17 protein-coding genes are annotated in these 19,421 nt (G+C 62.5%); 15 read left to right on the top strand and 2 right to left on the bottom strand.

Going from position 1 to position 19,421, the window contains the following annotated elements:
* The first annotated feature begins 25 nt into the window (after positions 1-25).
* Positions 26-904, top strand: coding sequence for a phytanoyl-CoA dioxygenase family protein (locus GT019_RS03485; protein WP_161741194.1), 879 nt, complete (start codon positions 26-28; stop codon positions 902-904).
* Positions 905-937: 33 nt separating this feature from the next.
* Here the strand turns inward: GT019_RS03485 and GT019_RS03480 are convergent, their stop codons facing one another.
* On the bottom strand, positions 938-1,807 hold the full coding sequence (locus GT019_RS03480) for an AraC family transcriptional regulator (RefSeq protein WP_161741192.1): 870 nt from the start codon (positions 1,805-1,807) through the stop codon (positions 938-940).
* A gap of 133 nt (positions 1,808-1,940) precedes the next feature.
* Between GT019_RS03480 and GT019_RS03475 the strand changes: the two genes are divergently transcribed.
* The 3 genes from GT019_RS03475 (at position 1,941) to GT019_RS03465 (ending at position 4,640) form a co-directional block, all read left to right on the top strand.
* Complete coding sequence (locus tag GT019_RS03475; RefSeq protein WP_161741190.1) at positions 1,941-3,005, top strand: Gfo/Idh/MocA family protein; 1,065 nt, start codon at positions 1,941-1,943, stop codon at positions 3,003-3,005.
* A 55-nt stretch (positions 3,006-3,060) separates the two neighbouring features.
* Positions 3,061-3,900 (top strand): sugar phosphate isomerase/epimerase family protein, encoded by an 840-nt coding sequence (locus GT019_RS03470; protein ID WP_161741188.1) that lies wholly within the window; start codon positions 3,061-3,063, stop codon positions 3,898-3,900.
* Between the two features lie 164 nt (positions 3,901-4,064).
* A complete protein-coding gene (locus GT019_RS03465; RefSeq protein ID WP_161741185.1) occupies positions 4,065-4,640 on the top strand; it encodes a nitroreductase family protein in 576 nt (191 codons plus the stop codon).
* 182 nt (positions 4,641-4,822) lie between these two features.
* On the opposite strand, the gene GT019_RS03460 is transcribed toward GT019_RS03465, so the two are convergent.
* Complete coding sequence (locus GT019_RS03460) at positions 4,823-7,987, bottom strand: alpha-amylase family protein (protein ID WP_161741183.1); 3,165 nt, start codon at positions 7,985-7,987, stop codon at positions 4,823-4,825.
* A 153-nt stretch (positions 7,988-8,140) separates the two neighbouring features.
* Between GT019_RS03460 and GT019_RS03455 the strand changes: the two genes are divergently transcribed.
* The 11 genes from GT019_RS03455 to yhbY all read left to right on the top strand — a co-directional run bounded on the left by GT019_RS03455 (position 8,141) and on the right by yhbY (position 19,419).
* Positions 8,141-9,439: a LacI family DNA-binding transcriptional regulator gene (locus GT019_RS03455; RefSeq protein ID WP_161741181.1), complete on the top strand. Its 1,299-nt coding sequence runs from the start codon at positions 8,141-8,143 to the stop codon at positions 9,437-9,439.
* A 405-nt stretch (positions 9,440-9,844) separates the two neighbouring features.
* Positions 9,845-10,297, top strand: coding sequence for a stage V sporulation protein AC (spoVAC, locus tag GT019_RS03450; protein WP_161741494.1), 453 nt, complete (start codon positions 9,845-9,847; stop codon positions 10,295-10,297).
* Between the two features lie 2 nt (positions 10,298-10,299).
* Complete coding sequence (gene spoVAD, locus GT019_RS03445) at positions 10,300-11,316, top strand: stage V sporulation protein AD (protein WP_161741178.1); 1,017 nt, start codon at positions 10,300-10,302, stop codon at positions 11,314-11,316.
* Positions 11,317-11,338: 22 nt separating this feature from the next.
* Entirely contained in the window at positions 11,339-11,689 is a 351-nt protein-coding gene (spoVAE, locus tag GT019_RS03440) for a stage V sporulation protein AE (protein WP_161741176.1), read from the top strand.
* Between the two features lie 152 nt (positions 11,690-11,841).
* Complete coding sequence (locus GT019_RS03435; RefSeq protein ID WP_161741174.1) at positions 11,842-12,798, top strand: AAA family ATPase; 957 nt, start codon at positions 11,842-11,844, stop codon at positions 12,796-12,798.
* Positions 12,799-12,803: 5 nt separating this feature from the next.
* Entirely contained in the window at positions 12,804-14,060 is a 1,257-nt protein-coding gene (locus GT019_RS03430; protein ID WP_161741172.1) for a DUF58 domain-containing protein, read from the top strand.
* Complete coding sequence (locus GT019_RS03425; protein ID WP_161741171.1) at positions 14,057-16,306, top strand: transglutaminase-like domain-containing protein; 2,250 nt, start codon at positions 14,057-14,059, stop codon at positions 16,304-16,306. Before GT019_RS03430 ends, GT019_RS03425 begins: the two co-directional genes overlap by 4 nt.
* 244 nt (positions 16,307-16,550) lie before the next feature.
* Positions 16,551-17,078 (top strand): YqeG family HAD IIIA-type phosphatase, encoded by a 528-nt coding sequence (locus tag GT019_RS03420; protein ID WP_161741169.1) that lies wholly within the window; start codon positions 16,551-16,553, stop codon positions 17,076-17,078.
* On the top strand, positions 17,075-18,199 hold the full coding sequence (gene yqeH / locus GT019_RS03415; protein ID WP_161741167.1) for a ribosome biogenesis GTPase YqeH: 1,125 nt from the start codon (positions 17,075-17,077) through the stop codon (positions 18,197-18,199). Before GT019_RS03420 ends, yqeH begins: the two co-directional genes overlap by 4 nt.
* 40 nt (positions 18,200-18,239) lie before the next feature.
* Positions 18,240-19,103, top strand: coding sequence for a shikimate dehydrogenase (aroE, locus tag GT019_RS03410; RefSeq protein WP_161741165.1), 864 nt, complete (start codon positions 18,240-18,242; stop codon positions 19,101-19,103).
* A gap of 25 nt (positions 19,104-19,128) precedes the next feature.
* Positions 19,129-19,419, top strand: coding sequence for a ribosome assembly RNA-binding protein YhbY (yhbY, locus tag GT019_RS03405; RefSeq protein WP_161741163.1), 291 nt, complete (start codon positions 19,129-19,131; stop codon positions 19,417-19,419).
* Positions 19,420-19,421 lie beyond the last annotated feature (2 nt).

Genomic DNA, 19,421 nt, shown 5'->3' with positions numbered 1-19,421 from the left:
CGTTCGAAAACGGAGGCATGCGCATATGCGGTTATCGCTGGAGCAAATCATTTCGTATCAAACGGAAGGGTATCTGATCGTGCCGGACGTGCTGGACGGCCATGACCTGCAGCCGGTCATCGACGAGCTGGCGCGGGAGATCGACGGCCGCGCGCGGAGGCTGTTCGCGGAAGGAAAGTTGAAAGCGCTTTACGAGAAGGAGCCGTTCGAACGTCGTTACGCTTGTCTGTACGCGGAGTGCCCGGAGATCGGCAAGGGGCTGGACATCCGATCCTATCTGGGCGAGGCGATGTTCCGTCTGCTTGGGCACGGCAAGCTGGTGGACGTCGTGGAATGCCTGCTCGGCAGCGAGCTCAGCTGCAACCCGATCCAGCATGTGCGGGCGAAGGTGCCGTCGAAGCTCGCCGCGGACGAACCGGATTATTTTCAAAACGTGCCTTGGCATCAAGACTGCGCCGTGACGTCGCCGGATTCCGAGGCATCGGAGATCATCACGTTCTGGATGCCCCTCGTGGACGCGACGGCGGAGACGGGCTGCATGGAAGTCATGCCGCGCGTATTCAAGCAGGGCTACGTCAATCACCGGGCCGAGGGCGGAACGACCATCGACCCCGACAAGCTGCCGGAGGCGAAGCCGGTGCTCGCGGAATGCCCGAAGGGCGGCCTCGTCATCATGAACAAATACACGCCGCACAGGGGCATCGGCAACCGCTCGGATATCGTGCGCTGGTCCGTCGATCTGCGTTATCACAAGACGGGGGCGCCGTCGGGCCGTTCGTCCCAGCCTTCTTTCCCCGTGCGCAGCGCGTCGGAGCCGGAGAGCGTGCTGCGGGATGCCGGCGAGTGGCGGCGTCTCTGGCAGGCGGTGAAGGACGATCAGGGCCGCCAGCTGCATCGCGTCTAAGCGGCGGCGAACGAATTCAAGACCCGTCTCTAATCAGACGGGTCTTTTGGCTTTGCGGTAGGCCAGCGGCGCCATTCCCTTGCGTTCGCGGAAGACTTTGGCAAAGGTCTTGTACGAGCCGAACCCGACCTCGAGCGCGACTTCGACGACGCTGTAATCGGTCGAGACGAGCAGGGAGCTCGCATGCCGCAGCCGCAGATCCTGCAGGAAATGAACGAACGTCTGCCCGGTTTTCTCCTTGATCACCTCGCTGATGCGCGAGGCGCTCATGCCGAAACGGTCCGCCAGCTGCGTCAGCGTCACGTCCTCCTGGTAATTGCGGTGGATATGATGAATGATGGGCCAGACGGACGCGCCCGGCTTCGCGGAGGACGCGATCGCCGCAACGCCGGGCTGGTGCTTCCGCCGCTCGCGGTCGAAGCAGACGAGCAGCTCCTTCAGCCGGGCCTGCAGCAGCGTAAGCCGCCAGGGCGCGTTCCCTTCGTATTCGCGCATCATGTCGTCGATGAGGAAGCGGGTGCGCTCCGCAATGACGCCGGTAAACGCCGTATACGGCGGCAGCGGGCTCGGCTCGATCAGCTCCGCCAGCCCGTCGCCGTGACCGCCGGCGTCCATCAGCAGGTCCATGCTGAACATGCAGTTGTACAAGAGCAGCGTGCTCCCCGGTTCGGTGAACAACTCGTGCACCTGGTACGGCTGCACGAACGTGAACGTGCCGGGCACCATCTCGTGCCGGACGTTGTTGACGACCTCGGAGCCCCGGCCCTCGATGACGTACGACAGCTCCAGGAAGTCGTGGCGATGCGCCCGGAAGCCGCGCTGCAGCGCATGAATGCCGATATGGAAAGGGAACGCCGAGTCGGCGTTCGGATACGTTTTCAAATAATCCGGAAAATGGGTCATGGCAATTGCGATCCTCCGAAGAAATGGGACGTTTATCGAAATATGAGACAAGCTTTTTTCTACAGACTACTTTATCATAGAATCGAACACTAGCGTTATCACGCAGGCAAGGTATCCGGGGAGGAACTAAGCGATGGCAATTCGGATCGGCATTATCGGCGCCGGCAATATTGGAAGCGTTCACGCTTCGCAGTTCTCGCAGCTGCGCGACGTTTGCGAAATAACGGCAATCACGGATCTTTATTTGCCTTTGGCGGAGCAGCGGGCGGTCGAATACGGCATTCCGGCCGTGCTGGAATCGCCGGAGGCGCTCATTCAAAGCCCGAACGTGGACGCGGTCGTCATCGGCGTGCCGAACCAGTACCACGCGGAGCTGGCCGTTCGGGCGATCGAAGCCGGCAAGCACGTGCTGCTGGAGAAGCCGATGGGCATCAACGCGGCGGCGGCCAAGGAGATTCTGCGAGCAAGCCAAGCAACCGACAAGGTCGTCATGATCGGTCATCAGATGCGCTGGGAATCCGTGCCGATGCAGATCAAGGAACAGGTCGACCGCGGCGAGCTCGGCAGGATCTATACGGCCAAGACCGGCTGGTACCGCCGCAAGGGCATCCCGGGCTGGGGCACGTGGTTTACGCGCATGGATCAATCCGGCGGCGGTCCGCTGATCGACATCGGCGTCCATATGCTCGACCTGGCGCTGTATCTCATGGGCAACCCGAAGCCGGTGTCGGTCTACGGCGCGACGTACGCGGAATTCGGACCGAAGCGCAAGGGCATCGGCACCTGGGGCAAGCCGAACTGGAACGGCATCTACGACGTCGAGGATCTGGCGACGGCGCTCATCAAGATGGAAGACGGCAGCTCGCTCACGCTTGAAGTCAGCTGGGCGGTTCATATGGATACGGACAACACGCCTTTCGTGCACCTGATGGGCACCGAGGGCGGCGCGAGCTACCGCGGCGCGACCGGGAAACTGCTGACGGAGAAGTTCGACAAGCCTTTGGAAACCCCGCTTTCCCGGCCGGAGAACGACGAGCACGAGCGGCTTCGCCTGAGCCGGCATTTCCTGGACTGCATCATCACGGGCAAGCAGCCGATCACGTCGGCGCTGACGGGCTTTACGAACAATCTGGTGCTGGACGCGATTTACGAATCGTCGCGGACGGGACATGAAGTGAAGCTCGACTGGAATCTGTAAGGCTCGAATCATCCCGTTATTCCTAATCTATTGAACCTATGGAGGCTGACAGCACATGTTAAAAGGACTTTCCCGCGCCGGACTCGGCGATATCGGCAGCGACGAGCGCTTCATCGCGCTTGCCGGCGAATACGGCTTTCAAACCGTCGACATCGACGCGAAAGGCTTGATCGACCGCAACGGCCTCGAAGGCGCGCGCAAGCTGCTGGCGGACAGCGGCGTGACGATCGGCTCCATCGGCTTGTCCGCGGAGTGGCGGCATTCGGAGGATACCTTCCGCGCCGGACTCGCGAAGCTGGCGGAGGAAGCCGCGGCGGCGGCTTCGCTCGGCGTTCGCAATTGCTGCACGTACGTGCTGCCCGCGACGGATTACAAGGCAGCCCATTTCACCGCGATCGCGACGCGCCGGCTGCGCACCTGCGCGCAAATCCTCGGCGCTTTCGGCATCCGCCTCGGCCTGGAATTCGTCGGCCCGCATCATCTGCGGACCGCTTGGGCGAATCCGTTTCTGTGGACGCTGGAAGAAACGCTGGACTGGATCGCGGCCATCGGCGAGCCGAATGTCGGCCTGCTGTTCGACTCCTATCATTGGTACACGAACGGCCTCGGCCTCTCGGCCATCGAGGCGTTGACGCCGGATCAGATCGTCCACGTGCATATCAACGACGCGCCGGACGTGCCCGTGGAAGAAGCCCGCGATAACGGCAGATTGTATCCGGGCGAAGGCGTCATCGATCTGGGCGGCTTCCTGAAGGCGCTGAACGCGATCGGCTACAAAGGCTCCGTCACGCAGGAGATCTTGGCGTCGGAAGCGCCGACCGATACGCCGGAAGGCTTGCTGGCCCGCTCCAGAGCCGGCTTCGATAAAGTTTACCTTGCGGCCGGCTTGGCTTAAGCGGCTGCAAGCGGGAGCATCCCGTTCGGATCGGCGACTGCCGGTCCGGGCGGGACTTTTTTTGCTCGCCGGAGCATGCACGGCGCCGTCCGCCCGTTCAACTTTTACCCGCGGCTATGCTACAATAAATCTATCAAACCGTTGGTAGAGGACAGGAGACGAACATGGACATTATCGAAGCGATCCGCACGAGAAGAAGCATCGGCAAAGTTACGCAGGAGCCGGTGGCCAAAGAAACGATCGAGCAAATACTGGAAGCGGCCGTATGGGCGCCGAATCACCGGCTGACGGAGCCTTGGCGCTTCTTCGTGCTGAGCGGCGAAGGCCGCGGCAAGCTGGGCGAAGCGCTGGCGGCGATCGCAGTAGCGCAGGCGGGCGCCGGCTTGGACGCGGAGGCGCTGGAAGCCAAGGCCGAGGATGCCAAGAAAAAAGCGCTGCGCGCGCCGGTCGTCATCGCCGTCGCCGTCGTTCCGACGGAGCGCAAGGACGTCATCGAGCTGGAGGAATACGGCGCCGTCAACGCGGCGATTCAAAATATGCTGCTGACGATTCATGCGCTCGGCCTGGGCGCGGTGTGGAGAAGCGGAGAGCCGTGCTATCACCCGCTCATGAACGAAGCGTTTGGCCTGCGCCCGCAGGACAAGATGCTGGGCTTTATTTATTTGGGCGTTCCCGACATGACGCCGCCGCAAGCGAAACGGTCGTCGGCGGCAAGCAAGACGACGTGGATCGAGGCCTGAAGCGGCTGACGGCAAGTAGCGAAAGGCTAAGCGAAAGGCAATCAAGCAAGGGGAAAAGCGCGAGGCGAGAGGGCTAGGATAAGCATAAGAAAAAAGGCAAAATAAAAAGGCGAGTGCGTCCCCCGAGGGAACGCGCTCGCCTTTTTATTGCCCCAACACGCCGGACATGGAAGCTGCGGGGCCTATCGAACCTCGATCGCGACTTCGTCCGGGCGGTATACGCCGAGCAGCCTGCCGCCGGTATCCGCGGCGAACATGACCGTCCGTTCCTGCGGAAGCGAGAACGCGTAGCGCACGCCCGTCTTCGGATCCCGGACTTCGATCGCGGCATCGCAGGCGAATTCCGAGACGAAGACGTAGAGCGAGCCGGCAGCGAACGTCAGCTTGCGCCCGTATACGCCGGGCAGTTCGCCGCCGTGCAGCCATTCGAGCTCGGCTTCGACGCCGGCCTGCTCAATGGCCTCCCCGTACACCGCCAGCAGCGGCTCGAGGCGTTCGTTCAGCTCGATCGGCAGCGGGCAGTACAGCAAGCGTCCGGCGCCGAGCTTCAGTGCCGTCAGCTTCGCGGGACCGCCTTCCGCGGCGGCCGCCAGGCCTTTATTGCTGTCCGCGATGCGCGTGCCGCCGAACGAGACCGGCTGCAATTTGCCGTTCAGCTCGAGCAACTCCTCGCGGAGCAGGTTGCCGACGCCGCCGAGTCCGAGCGCGGCCGCCTTCGGCTGAACCGGCCGCCAGTATTCGTCCAAGCCGAGCGGCCCGGTGAACAGCAGCGTGCCGCCGTGCGTCTCGACGTGGGATACGAGCCGCTCCAGCGCCGCGCCGCTGAAGCTGTGCGCGCTCGGCACGAGGATCAGCTTCGGCTTCGACTCGGCGAGCGACGCCAGCTGATATTCGCCGACCCCGAAGGCATGGACGTTCATCGCGTAGGACAGCGTGCGGACGGCGCGGGTCGTCGCATCGTACGCCAGGTTGCGGTTGGAGAAGTCGTTGGAGTACGGATAGACGACGGCCACCTCTTCGAGCCGGCGGTCCATGAACAAGTCGCGGATGCCCGCCATGAAAGCGCCGAAATCATAGGAGACCGCCGCTTCCGGTTTCTCCGTGCCGTCCGCGCGCAGCGCGCCGATGTTGGATTCGTTGACGTTGTTCATGTAGAAATTGATGTTCCAGATCCACTGCACGGCGCCGGCGCCGCCGGTGGAGAACGCATAGGCGTATTTGCGCTCGAGAATGTTGCGCAGCTCTTCCTCGCTTCGTTTCGCGCGGCCGTCCGGCGTCTCCACGTACATGATGCCCGTCTCCTGGATCAGGTTCGGTTTGTCCGGCGCTTTGGCGAAGATGCCGTCCCACACGAGATTGTCCATCAGCCACCACGAGTGCACGGTCGTATAGTCGACGGCTTCCGCGTAGAAGAACGGCGAGGGACGCTGCTTGCCGAGACCTTCGTCCTGGCCGACCGTCACGAGCTGCTTCGGCTGGATGGAACGGATGGTCTCGATCAATCGGGACGCCCAACGGTTGTGCATGTCCATCGTGAACAGCGTGTAATCGAGCCACTGGCCGCCGCGCTTGGCGATATTCTCCGTCGTGCCGAAGTTGATGTCGTCCGGCTCCGGCAGCGCGACCGCCTCGAACGACGGCAGCTCGGCGGGCGTCATGTTCCAACGCTCCTGCAGCAGCCCGATCTCGCCGTGGCGCTCCCGCAGCCAGGCCAGATAGGCGGCTTTCTCGAACGGGTCCCGGGCGGAACGCGGTCCCTTGAAGATTCGTTTCGGATCGAACATGGACGGCTCGTTGATGAGATCCCAGTGCACGTGCTTCGAATTCGCATGCCGCGATACGATGGCCGCGATGAACCGCTTCTGCGCTTCCACGCTGCGCGGGTCGAGGTAAGGGTTGACGCCTTCCCAGGCTTCCGGCGTAAAGGCGAAGAAATTGAACGTCACTTCCATGTCGTAGCGCTTAGCGGTCAGGAACAAGGCGTCGATCGCGCGAAGCACCTCCTCGTACGGGTGGCCGTCGACGAACATGACGCTGCGCCATGCCGTCCAGAAGCCGGTCCGGATGGAGTTGATGCCGGCGCGCTTCATCTGCGCCATGTCGCGGTCCCAGACGGCCGCGTTCGGCAGGAACAGGAATTTGCGGGCCACGTCGCTCGTCATGTAGGTCATGCCGACGATCGGCAGCGGCCGTCCGTTCTTGATGAAATAATCGCGGTCGCACGAGATCGGCTCGCCGGATTCCAGCAGCGCTTGGTCCATGCCCCAGAAGCCTTGGCGCAGCAGGCGGCGTTCTCCGCTCGGCGATACCGCCTCGCATTCCACCGCGTAGAAACCCGCTTCCGCGTCCAGAGGCGCGGCGATGCGCTGAATGACGAGCTCGCGGCCGATCTCGAACGCGGCTTCCGTGCGCCAAACCTCGATGAAATGCCCGCCGTCGTAATCATACGACGGCACGGGCTCGGCGGCTTCGCTGCTGTTCGCTTTCAGGATGCGAATATGGAACGACCAGGCCGCGGTGCCGGAGCTGACGCGTTCCGTGCGCGCTTGCAGGATTTGCTGTCCTTGCAGCGTCAGGACGGGACGCTCGCCGGGCTCGTAAGAGCCGTAGTTCGGCTTCAGCCACAGCTCCGTGACACCGGCCGCCGCGAACTCGGCCCAGCGCGCCAGCGCTTCCGCGCCGCTGCCGGACCAGAACGCGGTTCCCAGCCGCTGGTTCACGAAGATCATCCGGCTGCCGGCGAACGGTCCTTTGGTATGCTCGAGCAGCACGGCGGGGGCGGAGCGTTCGCGTTCCAGCCCGTCTCCGCTTACGCCTTTCAAGAGCGGATGGATATGCGCGTCGATCGGGCCGGCGGAGCCGAGCTCGCCCGGACGGTCGTCCGCGCGGGTCACGTGCAGCACGAGCCCGAACGTCGGCTCGATCGCGAAGAGCGGCTCGCAGCCTGCGAAGAGCGGAATCTCCCGATGATGCGCGAGCTTGGCGACGCCTTCGGTCGTCACGGGCAGCGCTTCGTGTATATGGAGCTGCTGGTGATACGCGGTTTGATCCGGTTCCGGCGTCCAGCTGCCGCCCGTGCCGATCACCGGCGTTTTGAACGGCGCGCCGCCGGCCGCGATCAGTCCCCTGCCTTCGGAGACATGCGCGAGGATGGCCGGCCAAGCGGATTTCGGAAAGTAAGAACCGTGCAAATGCACGTACACGGCCGCGTCCCGCAGCGCGTCCGCCAGCTCGGACGCCGATACGATTTGGAAGCTTTCGCGCAGGCGCGCGATCGATGCCGCATCCGGGCGCTCGCCCGCGTAAGGGAAGCTTTCATCGTAAAACAGAATATGAGGATTGCCCATTTCTTCTTCACTGCCTTTCGTCGGTAAGTGTGGCCGGGATTTGTTAGGTTTGTTAGGTAAAAGATGCTTTGTCCGGGCCCACTTTAGAGGTAAACTAGACAAAAGTCAACGAAGCGGATGACGATTTCCCGCTCACGGAACGGAGGCACGGGAATGGCTCGAAAAATATCGATGCAGCATATCGCCGACAGGCTCGGCGTGTCCAAATACACGGTGTCGCAGGCGCTTGCAGGCAAGCCCGGCGTCAGCGAAGCGACGCGCCGCGAGGTGACGGCGCTCGCGGAAGCGCTTGGGTACGATCTTCGGGCATCGGGCAGAAAAGGAAGGCAGCCGCAGGTGTTACCGGAGGCTCGGCGCATGCCGCAAATGCCGTCCATGCAGGGAATGCAGCCTTTACCGAAAAAGCGATCTATGGCGGAGATGCGGTCATTGCCCGGACCGGAGCATGCGCCGGAGCTGCAGCGCTTGCAGAATACTCAATCTCCGCCATTCGAAGGGCGAATCCCGCCGCCCGAAGACGGACCGCTGCTCTTCATCGGCCTCGACGAGCGCCATGCGAAGGAACCGAACTTCTGGAAGCGGGTCGTCGAAGGGCTGGAGGCGGGCTGCAGGCTGCAGGGGCTGACGCCGAGCTTCTTCACGTTCGGCCAATCGGCCCATGCCTTCGACGAGCTGCCGGAGCTGCTTGGCGCAAGCGGAGCCGAACGGCGCGCGCTCGGATTCATCATCGCCGGCAGTTGCCCGATCGGCACGCTGCTCCAGCTGGCGCGCTTCGGCCTGCCGATGGTGCTGGCGGACCACGAGGCGCCGCTGACCGGCGCGGACGCCGTGCTGAACGCCAATGCGGAAGCGGGCCGCATGGCCTGCCATCATTTGCTGTCGCAAGGCTGCGCGGCGCTCGCGTTCGTGGGCAGGGACAGCTTTGCGGTCAGCTTCCGGGAACGCTGGTGGGGCTGCCGGCTGGCGCTGGACGAAGCGAAGGAGACGCGTCGCGCGCCGGCCCGTGCCGCATACGTGCCGGATGCAGCCGGCGCAACCGGCAGCTCTGCCGATCCCGGCGGAGAGCTCCTTCCTCAATTAAAGAAATGGACGATCCCCTATGGCGGCGCGCAATGGCGGACCTGGCAGGCGGTGCTCGAACGGCGCTTGGACGCCGCCGCGGCCGAAGGCAGCCTGCCGGAAGGGTTCGTTTGCGCCAACGACGATATCGCGCTATGCCTGCTGCAGCTGCTGGCGGAGAAGGGGCTTGGCCGGCGCGGCATCCGCGTTGTCGGCATCGACAATACCGCGCCGGGCATGGAAGCTTCCGTGCCGCTTACGACCGTGGACCTGGCGAAGGAACGGCTCGGCATCCGGGCCGTGGAAGCGTTCGTCCGCAAGCTGAAGCAGCCCGGTTCGCAGTCGGAGAAGATCATTCTCTCGGCGCGGCTGGTCGTGCGGAATTCGGGCTGAGACGCGGGAATCTAGGCCGGATATGTCGCCACTCCGCAAGCGCCCGCATAGGATAACCCGGAAGCCTATCCCGGCCGAGAGGAGTTTCTTCGAATGCCCTTTGAACGCGATTTGCGCGGCATCTTCATGCTGCTGGCGTTGGTCCTTTACGTGCTGTTGGTCGTCTTGCTGGTGGTCGCGCTGTTTTGAGCCCTTGGAGCGTCCGGGCTCTCCACCCTCCGAACCTTCGTTTCCGATGCGCGGGAACGAGGGTTTAGCGGCGTTTCCGGTCGGACGTTCCCCTGCCGCGAGCCCTGCCATTTCTGGCATAAAGAAACCTTGGATGACGCATACTCCTTTAAAGACCATCAAGAGGAGGGTACCATTATCGCAACCAAGAGCGCGGGACAAAACAAATACAAAAAGATGTCGATGTCACCCAAAGAATATCAAAACTTCGCCAAGACGCGGGAGCCTTCGAGATCGATCCTGGCCAACTGCGTTCGGGCTTTTCTGATCGGCGGCTTGATCTGCATCGTGGGACAAGCCATATCCGAGGTGTTCGTGTACGGATTCCACATGTCGCGGACGGCGGCCGGCAGCCCGACCGTGGCCGTGCTGATCCTGATCTCGGTCATTCTGACCTGCCTCGGCGTATACGACAAAATCGCGCAGTGGGCCGGCGCGGGTTCGGCCGTTCCCGTCACCGGCTTCGCCAACTCCATGTGCTCCGCGGCGCTCGAGCACCGCGCCGAAGGGCTCGTGCTGGGCGTCGGCGCCAACATGTTCAAGCTGGCCGGCTCGGTCATCGTATTCGGCGTCGTCGCCGCGTTTTTCGTCGGGCTCGTCTATCTGATCTTCGGAATCGAGGGACACTGACGATGCTGCGCGGAAAACAAACATGGTGGTTCGATCGGCGTCCCGTCATCATCGGCGAAGCGACGGTCGTCGGTCCCGACGAGGGGGAAGGACCGCTCGCCGCCGATTTCGACCTCGTCCATCCGGAGCTCGACATGCAGCAGAAGAGCTGGGAGAAGGCGGAGCGCCTCCTGCTGGAGCAGGCGTCCCAGATGGCGCTCGAGAAGGCCAAAGTCAACAAGCAGCAGCTGCAATTTTACGTCGGGGGCGATCTGATGAACCAAATCATCAGCAACAGCTTCGCCGCCCGTACGATCGGCGCTCCCTATCTCGGCGTGTTCGGCGCCTGCTCCACCTCGATGGAGTCGCTCGCGCTGGCCTCGCTGATCGTCAATTCCGGCTCCGGGCAATACGTCCTCGCGGGCACGTGCAGCCATAACTGCACGGCGGAGAAGCAGTTCCGGTACCCGACGGAATACGGCGCGCAGAAGCCGCCGACCGCGCAATACACCGTAACGGGCGCGGGGGCGGTCGTGATCGCGCCGGACGGCGAGGGGCCGGTCGTCGAATGCGCGACGATCGGCAAAATCGTCGATCTCGGCATCACGGATCCGTTCAACATGGGCGCCGCGATGGCCCCGGCGGCCGTGGATACGCTGACGGCGCATTTCAACGACACGGGCAGGCAGCCGAAGGACTACGATCTCATCGTGACGGGCGATCTGGCGACCGTCGGCCACGGCATCGCCAAGGATTTGTTCGCCAGGGACGGCGTTCCCATGGAGGACACGGTATTCGGCGACTGCGGGCTGATGGTGTACGACGTGCAGAAACAGAAGGTGCAGGCGGGCGGAAGCGGCTGCGGCTGCTCGGCCGTCGTGACGTACGGGCATCTGCTGAAGCGGCTGAAGAAGGGCGAGCTGAAGCGCATTCTCGTCTGCGCGACCGGGGCGCTCCTGTCGCCCTTGTCGTACCAGCAAGGGGAGACGATTCCCTGCATCGCGCATGCCGTTGCGATCGAAAGTCCCTTGCACAACTAACCGTAAGAAAGGAGCAGGCAGCATGATTTATTTGTGGGCATTCATTGTCGGCGGCGGTATTTGCCTGATCGGACAGCTGATGTTCGACGTCGCGAAACTGACGCCGGCGCATACGATGGCGACGCTGGTCGTGGCGGGCGCGATCGTGGACGGCATCGGCTGGTACGATCCGCTCATCAAGTTCGCGGGCGCGGGCGCGACGGTGCCGATCACGAGCTTCGGCAACGCGCTGGTGCACGGCGCGATCACGGAGCTCAACCGGGACGGGTGGATCGGGATCATCACCGGGATCTTCGACATCACGAGCGCGGGCATATCCGCGGCGATCATTTTCTCCTTCCTGGCGGCGCTCGCCGTCCGGCCGAAGGGGTAACGGCAGCATTTACCAGCCAAATTGGAGGTTCCCTGTGGGAATCTCCAATTTTTTTTGGCGGTTCTGCGCTATACGGGACCCTGTATTTTCTGTAAAATAATAGGACTAGAAACTGCACTCATTATCTAGCACTTTTTCCGGGAGGAATGTTCATGGATACACGTACCGCGGAATACCGTTTGAGCAATGAAATCCGCCGCAATCTGGAGAGCTGCATCCTGGGAAAACAAGCCGAGATCGAGCGGCTGCTCATCGCGCTGCTGGCGGGCGGCCACGTTCTGATCGAAGACGTTCCGGGCACGGGGAAAACGCAGCTCGTCAAAGCGCTCGCGCGCACGATCGGCGGCCAATTCCGCCGGATTCAATGCAACCCCGACCTTCTGCCGTCGGATATAACCGGGGTAGCCATCTACCATCCGAAGAACGAAACCTTCATGTTCCGGCCGGGTCCCGTCATGGCGAACCTGGTGCTCGTGGACGAGATCAACCGCGCGACGACGAAGACGCAGTCCGCGCTGCTCGAAGCGATGGAAGAACGCCATATCACGGTCGACGGCGATACGTACGGCCTGCCGGTGCCGTTCACGCTGATCGCCACGCAGAACCCGATCGAATTCGACGGCACCTATACGCTGCCCGAAGCGCAGCTGGACCGATTCATGATGAAACTCTCGCTCGGCTATCCCGATGCGGCGACCGAGCGCCAAATGATCGTATCGCCTCACGCCACGTCGCCGGCGGAGCTGCTCGAGCCCGTCGCCACCGCCTCGCAGGTCGCGCAGATAATGGAGGACGTGAAGCGGGTTCACCTCGACGCCGCCGTCGCCGACTACATCATCCGCATCATTCGCGGCACGCGGGAGCATAGCGGCGTGCAGCTCGGCGCAAGCCCGCGGGCGGCGATCTCGCTCACGGCGGCCGCCAGGGCGAACGCGTACCTGCAGGAACGCGATTACGTCATACCCGACGACATCAAGCTGCTTGCCACGTCCGTCCTGGCGCATCGGATCATTCTGCATACGGAATCCCGGATGAACGGCTTGACCACGGAGGATGTCGTGCAGGCGGTCGTCGGCGAGACGAGCGTACCTGTCCGAATGGAGCGTTAACGTTTATGTTGACGGCGAAAGCAACGATACTCAGGTGGCGGCTGATCGGATTTCTTTATATAGCCTCATTGTTGTTCGTGCTGTTTCAAGGCGGGAAAACGTCGCTGATGCTGTTCTGCATCTTCAACGTGCTGCTCGTATACCTGGTGTTCGGCCGTTGGAGCGGGATCGCCCAAGTCGCCGGAGAGCGCCGGCTGAACTACGGCGGGAACGCGCCGACGGAGCAGGCGCTCGTGGCAGGCTCGCGGCTGGAAGTGAATATCGACGTGCAGATTCCCGGCTTTTGGCCGATTCCGTACGTGCTCGTCCGCGACCGCTTGGTCGCGCAGAACGGCAGCACCGTCCCGTTCGAGGCTTCGTTCGTGCCGAACTACCGCCGGGCGGGAAACATCAATTATATGACGCCTCCCCTCGAGCGGGGCGTGTACCATTTCGAATCGACGGAATGCTCCACGCGCGATATATTCGGGCTGTTCGAGCATTCGGGGACGTTCCAATCGTCCGTGCCGTTTAGCGTCTACCCGCGCACGGCGGCCATCCGCGACTGGCGGCAGATGAAGCGCGGTTCGAAAGGGCCGTTCTCCACCTCCGTGTCGCGCTTGTCTTCGAAAGAAACGACGCAAATCAACGGCGTCCGCGAATATATATACGGCGACCGGCTTTCCCGCATCCACTGGAACGCGACGGCCAAGACCGGCCAATGGAAGTCCAAGGAGTTCGAACGCGAGTCCCTGCCGCGCATGATCGTCATGCTGGACCGGTATTCCGGCGCTTACGGGAAGAACGAGCAATTCGAGCTTGCCGTATCCGCCGCGGCTTCCCTGCTTGACTTCGGCTTTCGCCGGTCGACGGCGGTCGGGCTGATCTCCGTCGGAGCCAAGCACGAGGGCTATGCGCCGAACGCCTCCGCCGACCAGCGCGAGTTGATGCTGAAGCATCTCGTGCGCGTGCAGGCGGACGGGGATCAACCGCTGTACCGCGCGATTCGTCAGTCCGGAGCCATCGCGGGAGCGGGTTCCTTCGTCATCATCGTCAGCCCGCAGGAGGGCGAGGAGACGATCCGCGCCATGGAATGGCTCAACCGCACCGGCGTCGTGCCGGTGCTCATTCATTTGAAACGGCCCGACGATCCTCGCGGCAGCAAGGTCAGCGACATCCGTTCGGGCGAATGGCTGCGGCTGCTGCGCAGAAGCGGCTTTACCGTCTATACGATCGGCAAGCTTCAGGAGCTGCCCGAATCGCTGGAAGGAGGCCGAGCATGACAGCATTCCGACATCGGGCTCTCCGTTGGCTTTCCGCGGACGTGTACCGCAAAATCTCCGCCTGCTTCGCGGCGCTCATGATCTATCAATGGATCCGCTGCCTGGGCGATTACTGGTGGAGCGAGACGTTCACGATCGTCAACGGCGTCTTGCTCGCGGCGGCCTTGGCCAACCTGCTCATTCCGTCCAAGGGGCTGTCGATCGGGCTTCAACTGATCGCCCTTGCCGGATTGAACGTCGCGTTCACCGATTTTCAGTGGCTTCCGTTCGAAGGCAGCCGCCGGAATATCATGGATTGGTTCCATTGGATAGGCGATCAATTCGGGGAGCTGAACCCGTTTCTCTGGATCAGCCTCGGCGCGTTGGCCGCCTTTCATGTGCTCGTTCTTCTTCGGTACAAGCGCATTTTTATTTTGCTGCTTGCCGGCGCGGCGGTGCTGTCCCTGACGGTCGCGGATTCCATCTTCACGCCGATTTATTTGTGGGAAGAGATCGCTTGGATCGTTTTCATCGGCCTGGGCTGGCTGGTGGCCAGCCATTTCGCGGGCTTCAAGGAACGCCATCCTGAAAATTGGGCGCAGATGGTCGAATATCCGCTCAGCCTGTTTCTGCCGATCCTGCTCATCCTGACGCTCGTCATGGCCGCGGGACTGTTCGTGCCCACGGTGAAGCCGGTGCTGACCGATCCGTATACGGCTTGGAAGGAATCGCGCGGCGAGACCGTGCCTTCGTTCGTCGGCGATAAGGCCATCACGGTGGCGACGACCAAGAACAACGCCGATACCCGGTCAGGCTACAGCCGCAACGACAGCGTCCTCGGCGGCGGCTTCACGTTCGACTACACGCCGGTCATGACGGTGACGACCAACTATCGCAGCTATTGGCGCGGCGAGACGAGGGCGCTCTACAACGGCACAGGCTGGCTGGAATCGCCGGAAGAAAAGGCCGAACCGGCGCATGCCGGCGTCGCGCCGGGCAAAGGGCTTCCGGCGAACGGCATTCCGGAGACCACGGCGACGGAGGTCGTCGACCAGACCGTGGAGATGGTCCGCAAGGACAAGTTTCCCGTGCTGTTCGGAGCGGGGCCGATCACCAAGGTGACGAAGGTCAACGACAGCGCGGATGCGTTTCCGGCGATGAGCTGGCTGCCCGATTCTTGGGAGCTGCGGCTGGCAAAGGGGGCGGCGGTTCGTTATCCGAAGACGTATGCCGTGCAGTCGAACGTGCCCGTGCTGGACGAGAACGCGCTTCGCAGCGGAGCGGCGGCGGAGCCTGCGGGCGGCATCGCCGGCATCGCCGGCATCTACCTGGAGCTCCCCAAGGGACTGCCGGACCGCGTCAGCGAGCTTGCGCGGCAGCTGACCCAGGACGCGGCAACCCCGTACGACAAGGTGCGGGCATTGATCAGCTACCTGCAATTGAACTACAACTATACGAACACCCCGGATTTGAGCAAGAAATCAAGCAAGGACTTCGTCGATGCGTTCCTGTTCGAGATCCGGGAAGGCTATTGCGATTATTTCTCCACGAGCCTTGCGGTCATGTCGCGTTCGCTCGGGATTCCGGCCAGATGGGTGAAGGGCTATTCCTCAGGCAGCCTCCCTGGCAATCCGAGCCTGCAGCAGATGCAAGGCATTCCCGACGCGGTCAACGCGAATCCGGACGGCGCCGGCACGTATACCGTGCGCAACGCGGACGCGCATTCCTGGGTCGAGATTTATTTCAACGGCTACGGCTGGCTGCCGTTCGAGGCAACGCCCGGCTTCAGCTATCCGTACGCGCTGCCGAAGGACGAACCGGAAGCTCCCGCGCAGGTCGATCCCGCCGCCGACGTCAGCACGACGGTCGAACCGGTGCAGGAAGACGGCGGCTTCGAAGTGAAGCCGTGGATGTTCTGGGCGGCTGCCGGCGCGCTGGCGCTGGCGCTCGCCGTCTATTCGTACCGCGCGTTCCCGGCGGTGCTTCGCCGCTATCGCGGCGGTTCGGACACGATTAACGCCCGGATCGTAAGCGAGACGAACCGCCTGATCAAGCATTGCCGCAAGAAGGGGCTGGACGTGCAGGGCAACGAAACGGTTAGGGAGACGATGAGCCGCTGGTCGGTTCGGCTGACGTCCCTGCAGCCGCAATTCAGCATCGTGCAGCATGCCTTCGAGCAGGCGATGTACAGCAGCAAGTCGATGTCCCAGGAGGAAGCGGACCGGGTATCGGCGACGATGAAACAAATTCGCGAGCATTTGGGCTGATGGAGTCATGGAGCCGGCAAAGGTGCGTATGCATCCGCGCCGGTTTTTTTTGCGATGCCGGGCGGACGGGCGTTTCCCGATCGCGCCCGGTGCCGAAATTCTGCGCCTGCGTGTTTTTGCAACAAATTCGCAAGTTATGGTATAGTTTGCGTGATAGCCATGACAGGGCTGGTCGTAACCATGTGCTTATTTACGAATGCACGTAGGCGTATTGCTCGCCTATGCAACCGAGGGAGTCGAAATTATGTTCGAACGGCTGTTGCCGCAAATGCGCGTCAATACCATCTACGATATCAATCTGCATGCCCTGAAAGAGCAGGGCGTCACAGGAATCATTACCGATCTCGATAATACGCTTGTCGGCGCAAGAGTGCCGCTCGCGACGCCGCAGCTGGTCAAATGGCTCGACGACGTGCGCGACCTCGGCTTCAAGGTCGTCATCGTATCGAACAATAACGAAACGCGCGTGTCCAAGTTCGCGAAGCCGCTCCGAATTCCTTACGTGCATGCCGCGCGGAAGCCGGCTAATGCGGCTTTCGTGAAGGCGCTGAAGGAGCTCGGCCTGCCCGCCGAGCGAACGGCGGTCATCGGGGACCAGATGATGACCGACGTGCTCGGCGGCAGAAGGATGGGGCTGTTCACGATTCTGGTCAGGCCGATCGCGCCGGACGACGAGGGCATCATGACCCGCTTCAACCGGATGCTCGAGAAGGTCGCCCTGTCCCGTCTGCGGAAGAAAGGGCTTTGGCCCGAGGAGGAACGGAATTCATGATCAAACAGCAAGAAGACGGCGCGGCGTCGTGCGCGGGATGCGGCATCAAGCTGCAGACCGAAACGGCGAACAAGCTGGGCTATATCCCGGCTTCGGCGCTGGCCAAGGAACCGCCGATCTGCCAGCGGTGCTTCCGGATTAAAAACTATAACGAAGCGGCATCGGTCGCGGTCGACAACGACGATTTCCTGCGGCTGCTCGGCAGCATCGCAGGGACGAACAGCCTGGTCGTCCATATCGTCGACCTGTTCGATTTCGAAGGCAGCCTGATTTCCGGCTTGCAGCGGTTCGTCGGCAACAATCCCGTGCTGCTCGTCGTGAACAAGATCGATCTGCTGCCGAAGGGCATCAACCCGAACCGGCTGCTCAATTGGGTGCAGAAGCAGACGAAGGCGGAGGGCCTGAAGGTCGTCGATATCGCGCTCTGCTCCGCCAAGCGCAATATCGGCTTCGAACGGGTGATCGAGTCGATCGGCCGGCACCGCGGGGACCGCGACGTCTATGTCGTGGGCGCGACGAACGTCGGCAAATCGACGCTGATCAATCGTTTGATCCGCGACTACAGCGACATGGAGCGCGAGCTGACGACCTCGCGTTATCCCGGCACGACGCTCGACGCCGTGCATATCCCGCTCGACGACGGCAGGGACATCATCGATACGCCGGGGATCGTTTACCGGCACCGCATGACGGAGATCGTGGAGCGCGACGTGCTCGGCGCCCTGCTGCCGGACAAGCCGATCAAGCAGCTCGTGTACCAGCTGAACGCGGGACAGACGCTGTTTTTCGGGGCGCTGGCGAGATTCGACTTCATCGAAGGAGACCGTCAATCGTTCTCGATCTACGTTTCCAACGCGCTTCAGGTGCACCGGACGAAGCTGGAGCGCGCGGACGAGTTGTTCGCGGACCACAAGGGGGAGCTTCTGGCGCCGCCCTCGCGGGAGCAGTTGGAAGCGATGCCGCCGTGGACGCGTCACCGCCTCAAGATCCGCCGGGGCGTCGACACCGATATCTTCGTCTCCGGCCTCGGCTGGATACACGTGAACGGCGAGGACGGCGCGTTGGTGGACATTCACGCGCCGAAAGGGATCCGGGTGCTGACCCGCGACGCGCTGATTTAATCGCCGGTTCATCACGCTTATGGGGAGAGTGGGGAAGAGCATGGGCAACACGGTGGACAGCCATACGGTCCTCTACGGCGTTATCGGCGATCCGATCCGGCATTCCAAATCGCCGGTCATGATGAACCGCGCCTTTCGGGAGCGCGGCATTAACGGCATTTATACGGCTTTTCACATTACGGACGACCGTCTGGGCGATTTCGTCGCGGGCGCGAGAGCCATGGGCATGCGCGGCGTGAACGTGACGATTCCGCATAAGCTCGCGATCATGCCGTTGCTGGACGAGATTCACGAGAGCGCGCAGGCCATCGGCGCGGTGAATACGATCGTGAACGACGGCGGACGTTTGACGGGCTACAATACGGACGGCATCGGCTACGTCCGATCCTTGAAGGAAGAAGCGCGCTCCGATCTGACCGGAGCCCGCGTGCTCATCGTCGGCGCCGGCGGCGCGACGCGCGGCATCCTGTACGCGCTTGCCCGGGAAGGCGCCGCGTCCGTGACGATCGCGAACCGGACCTTGGCCCGAGCGGAGGAGCTGGCGGATGCGTTCCGCGGCCTCGTCCCGGACATTCGCGCGATCGGCCAGGACGAGCTGCGCGATGCATGCGCGGACAGCGACATCGTGATCAATACGACATCGCTCGGCATGTACCCGAACGTGGATGCCTCGCCGCTTGACGGCGATTGGCTCCGACCGGGCAGCATCGCCAGCGACCTGATCTATAATCCGCTGACGACCCGTTTCCTGGAGGAAGCGAAGGCACGTGGATGCCTCGTCCACGGCGGGCTCGGGATGTTTATTTACCAAGGCGCTTACGCCTTCGAATACTGGACGGGGCAGCCCGCGCCCGCGGCAGCCATGCGCGAAACGGTGCTGGCGGCGCTGCAGTCCGGAAGTTAATTTGACGAGAGAAGGAACATGACCTATGTTAACAGGCAAGCAGAAGAGCCATTTGCGTTCGCTGGCGCATCATTTGAACCCGATTTTCCAGGTGGGCAAGGGCGGCATGAACGATAATTTGATCCGCCATATCGAGGAAGCGATCGAGATGCGCGAGCTCATCAAGGTGAACGTGCTCAACAACAGCTCGGAAGATCCGAAGGAAGTCGGCGAGTGGGTGGCCGCGGAGTCCGGCTCCGAGCTCGTCCAAGTCATCGGCAAGACGATCGTGCTGTACAAGGAATCGAAGGACCACAAGACGATCGAGCTGCCTTGACC

Origin of the sequence: Paenibacillus glycinis, from assembly GCF_009909185.1 — a bacterium.
GTDB lineage: Bacteria > Bacillota > Bacilli > Paenibacillales > Paenibacillaceae > Paenibacillus_Z > Paenibacillus_Z glycinis.
This window is presented reverse-complemented; position numbering and strand designations above follow the sequence as displayed.

Excerpts from the sequence above, each read along its gene's own strand:
- GT019_RS03485 (WP_161741194.1), top strand. The coding sequence starts at position 26 with ATGCGGTTATCGCTGGAGCAAATCATTTCGTATCAAACGGAAGGGTAT.
- GT019_RS03430 (WP_161741172.1), top strand. The coding sequence starts at position 12,804 with ATGTTGACGGCGAAAGCAACGATACTCAGGTGGCGGCTGATCGGATTT.
- GT019_RS03480 (WP_161741192.1), bottom strand. The coding sequence starts at position 1,807 with ATGACCCATTTTCCGGATTATTTGAAAACGTATCCGAACGCCGACTCG.
- GT019_RS03455 (WP_161741181.1), top strand. The coding sequence starts at position 8,141 with ATGGCTCGAAAAATATCGATGCAGCATATCGCCGACAGGCTCGGCGTG.
- GT019_RS03470 (WP_161741188.1), top strand. The coding sequence starts at position 3,061 with ATGTTAAAAGGACTTTCCCGCGCCGGACTCGGCGATATCGGCAGCGAC.
- aroE (WP_161741165.1), top strand. The coding sequence starts at position 18,240 with ATGGGCAACACGGTGGACAGCCATACGGTCCTCTACGGCGTTATCGGC.
- yhbY (WP_161741163.1), top strand. The coding sequence starts at position 19,129 with ATGTTAACAGGCAAGCAGAAGAGCCATTTGCGTTCGCTGGCGCATCAT.
- GT019_RS03460 (WP_161741183.1), bottom strand. The coding sequence starts at position 7,987 with ATGGGCAATCCTCATATTCTGTTTTACGATGAAAGCTTCCCTTACGCG.
- GT019_RS03425 (WP_161741171.1), top strand. The coding sequence starts at position 14,057 with ATGACAGCATTCCGACATCGGGCTCTCCGTTGGCTTTCCGCGGACGTG.
- GT019_RS03465 (WP_161741185.1), top strand. The coding sequence starts at position 4,065 with ATGGACATTATCGAAGCGATCCGCACGAGAAGAAGCATCGGCAAAGTT.
- GT019_RS03475 (WP_161741190.1), top strand. The coding sequence starts at position 1,941 with ATGGCAATTCGGATCGGCATTATCGGCGCCGGCAATATTGGAAGCGTT.
- spoVAE (WP_161741176.1), top strand. The coding sequence starts at position 11,339 with ATGATTTATTTGTGGGCATTCATTGTCGGCGGCGGTATTTGCCTGATC.
- GT019_RS03420 (WP_161741169.1), top strand. The coding sequence starts at position 16,551 with ATGTTCGAACGGCTGTTGCCGCAAATGCGCGTCAATACCATCTACGAT.
- yqeH (WP_161741167.1), top strand. The coding sequence starts at position 17,075 with ATGATCAAACAGCAAGAAGACGGCGCGGCGTCGTGCGCGGGATGCGGC.
- spoVAC (WP_161741494.1), top strand. The coding sequence starts at position 9,845 with ATGTCGATGTCACCCAAAGAATATCAAAACTTCGCCAAGACGCGGGAG.
- spoVAD (WP_161741178.1), top strand. The coding sequence starts at position 10,300 with ATGCTGCGCGGAAAACAAACATGGTGGTTCGATCGGCGTCCCGTCATC.
- GT019_RS03435 (WP_161741174.1), top strand. The coding sequence starts at position 11,842 with ATGGATACACGTACCGCGGAATACCGTTTGAGCAATGAAATCCGCCGC.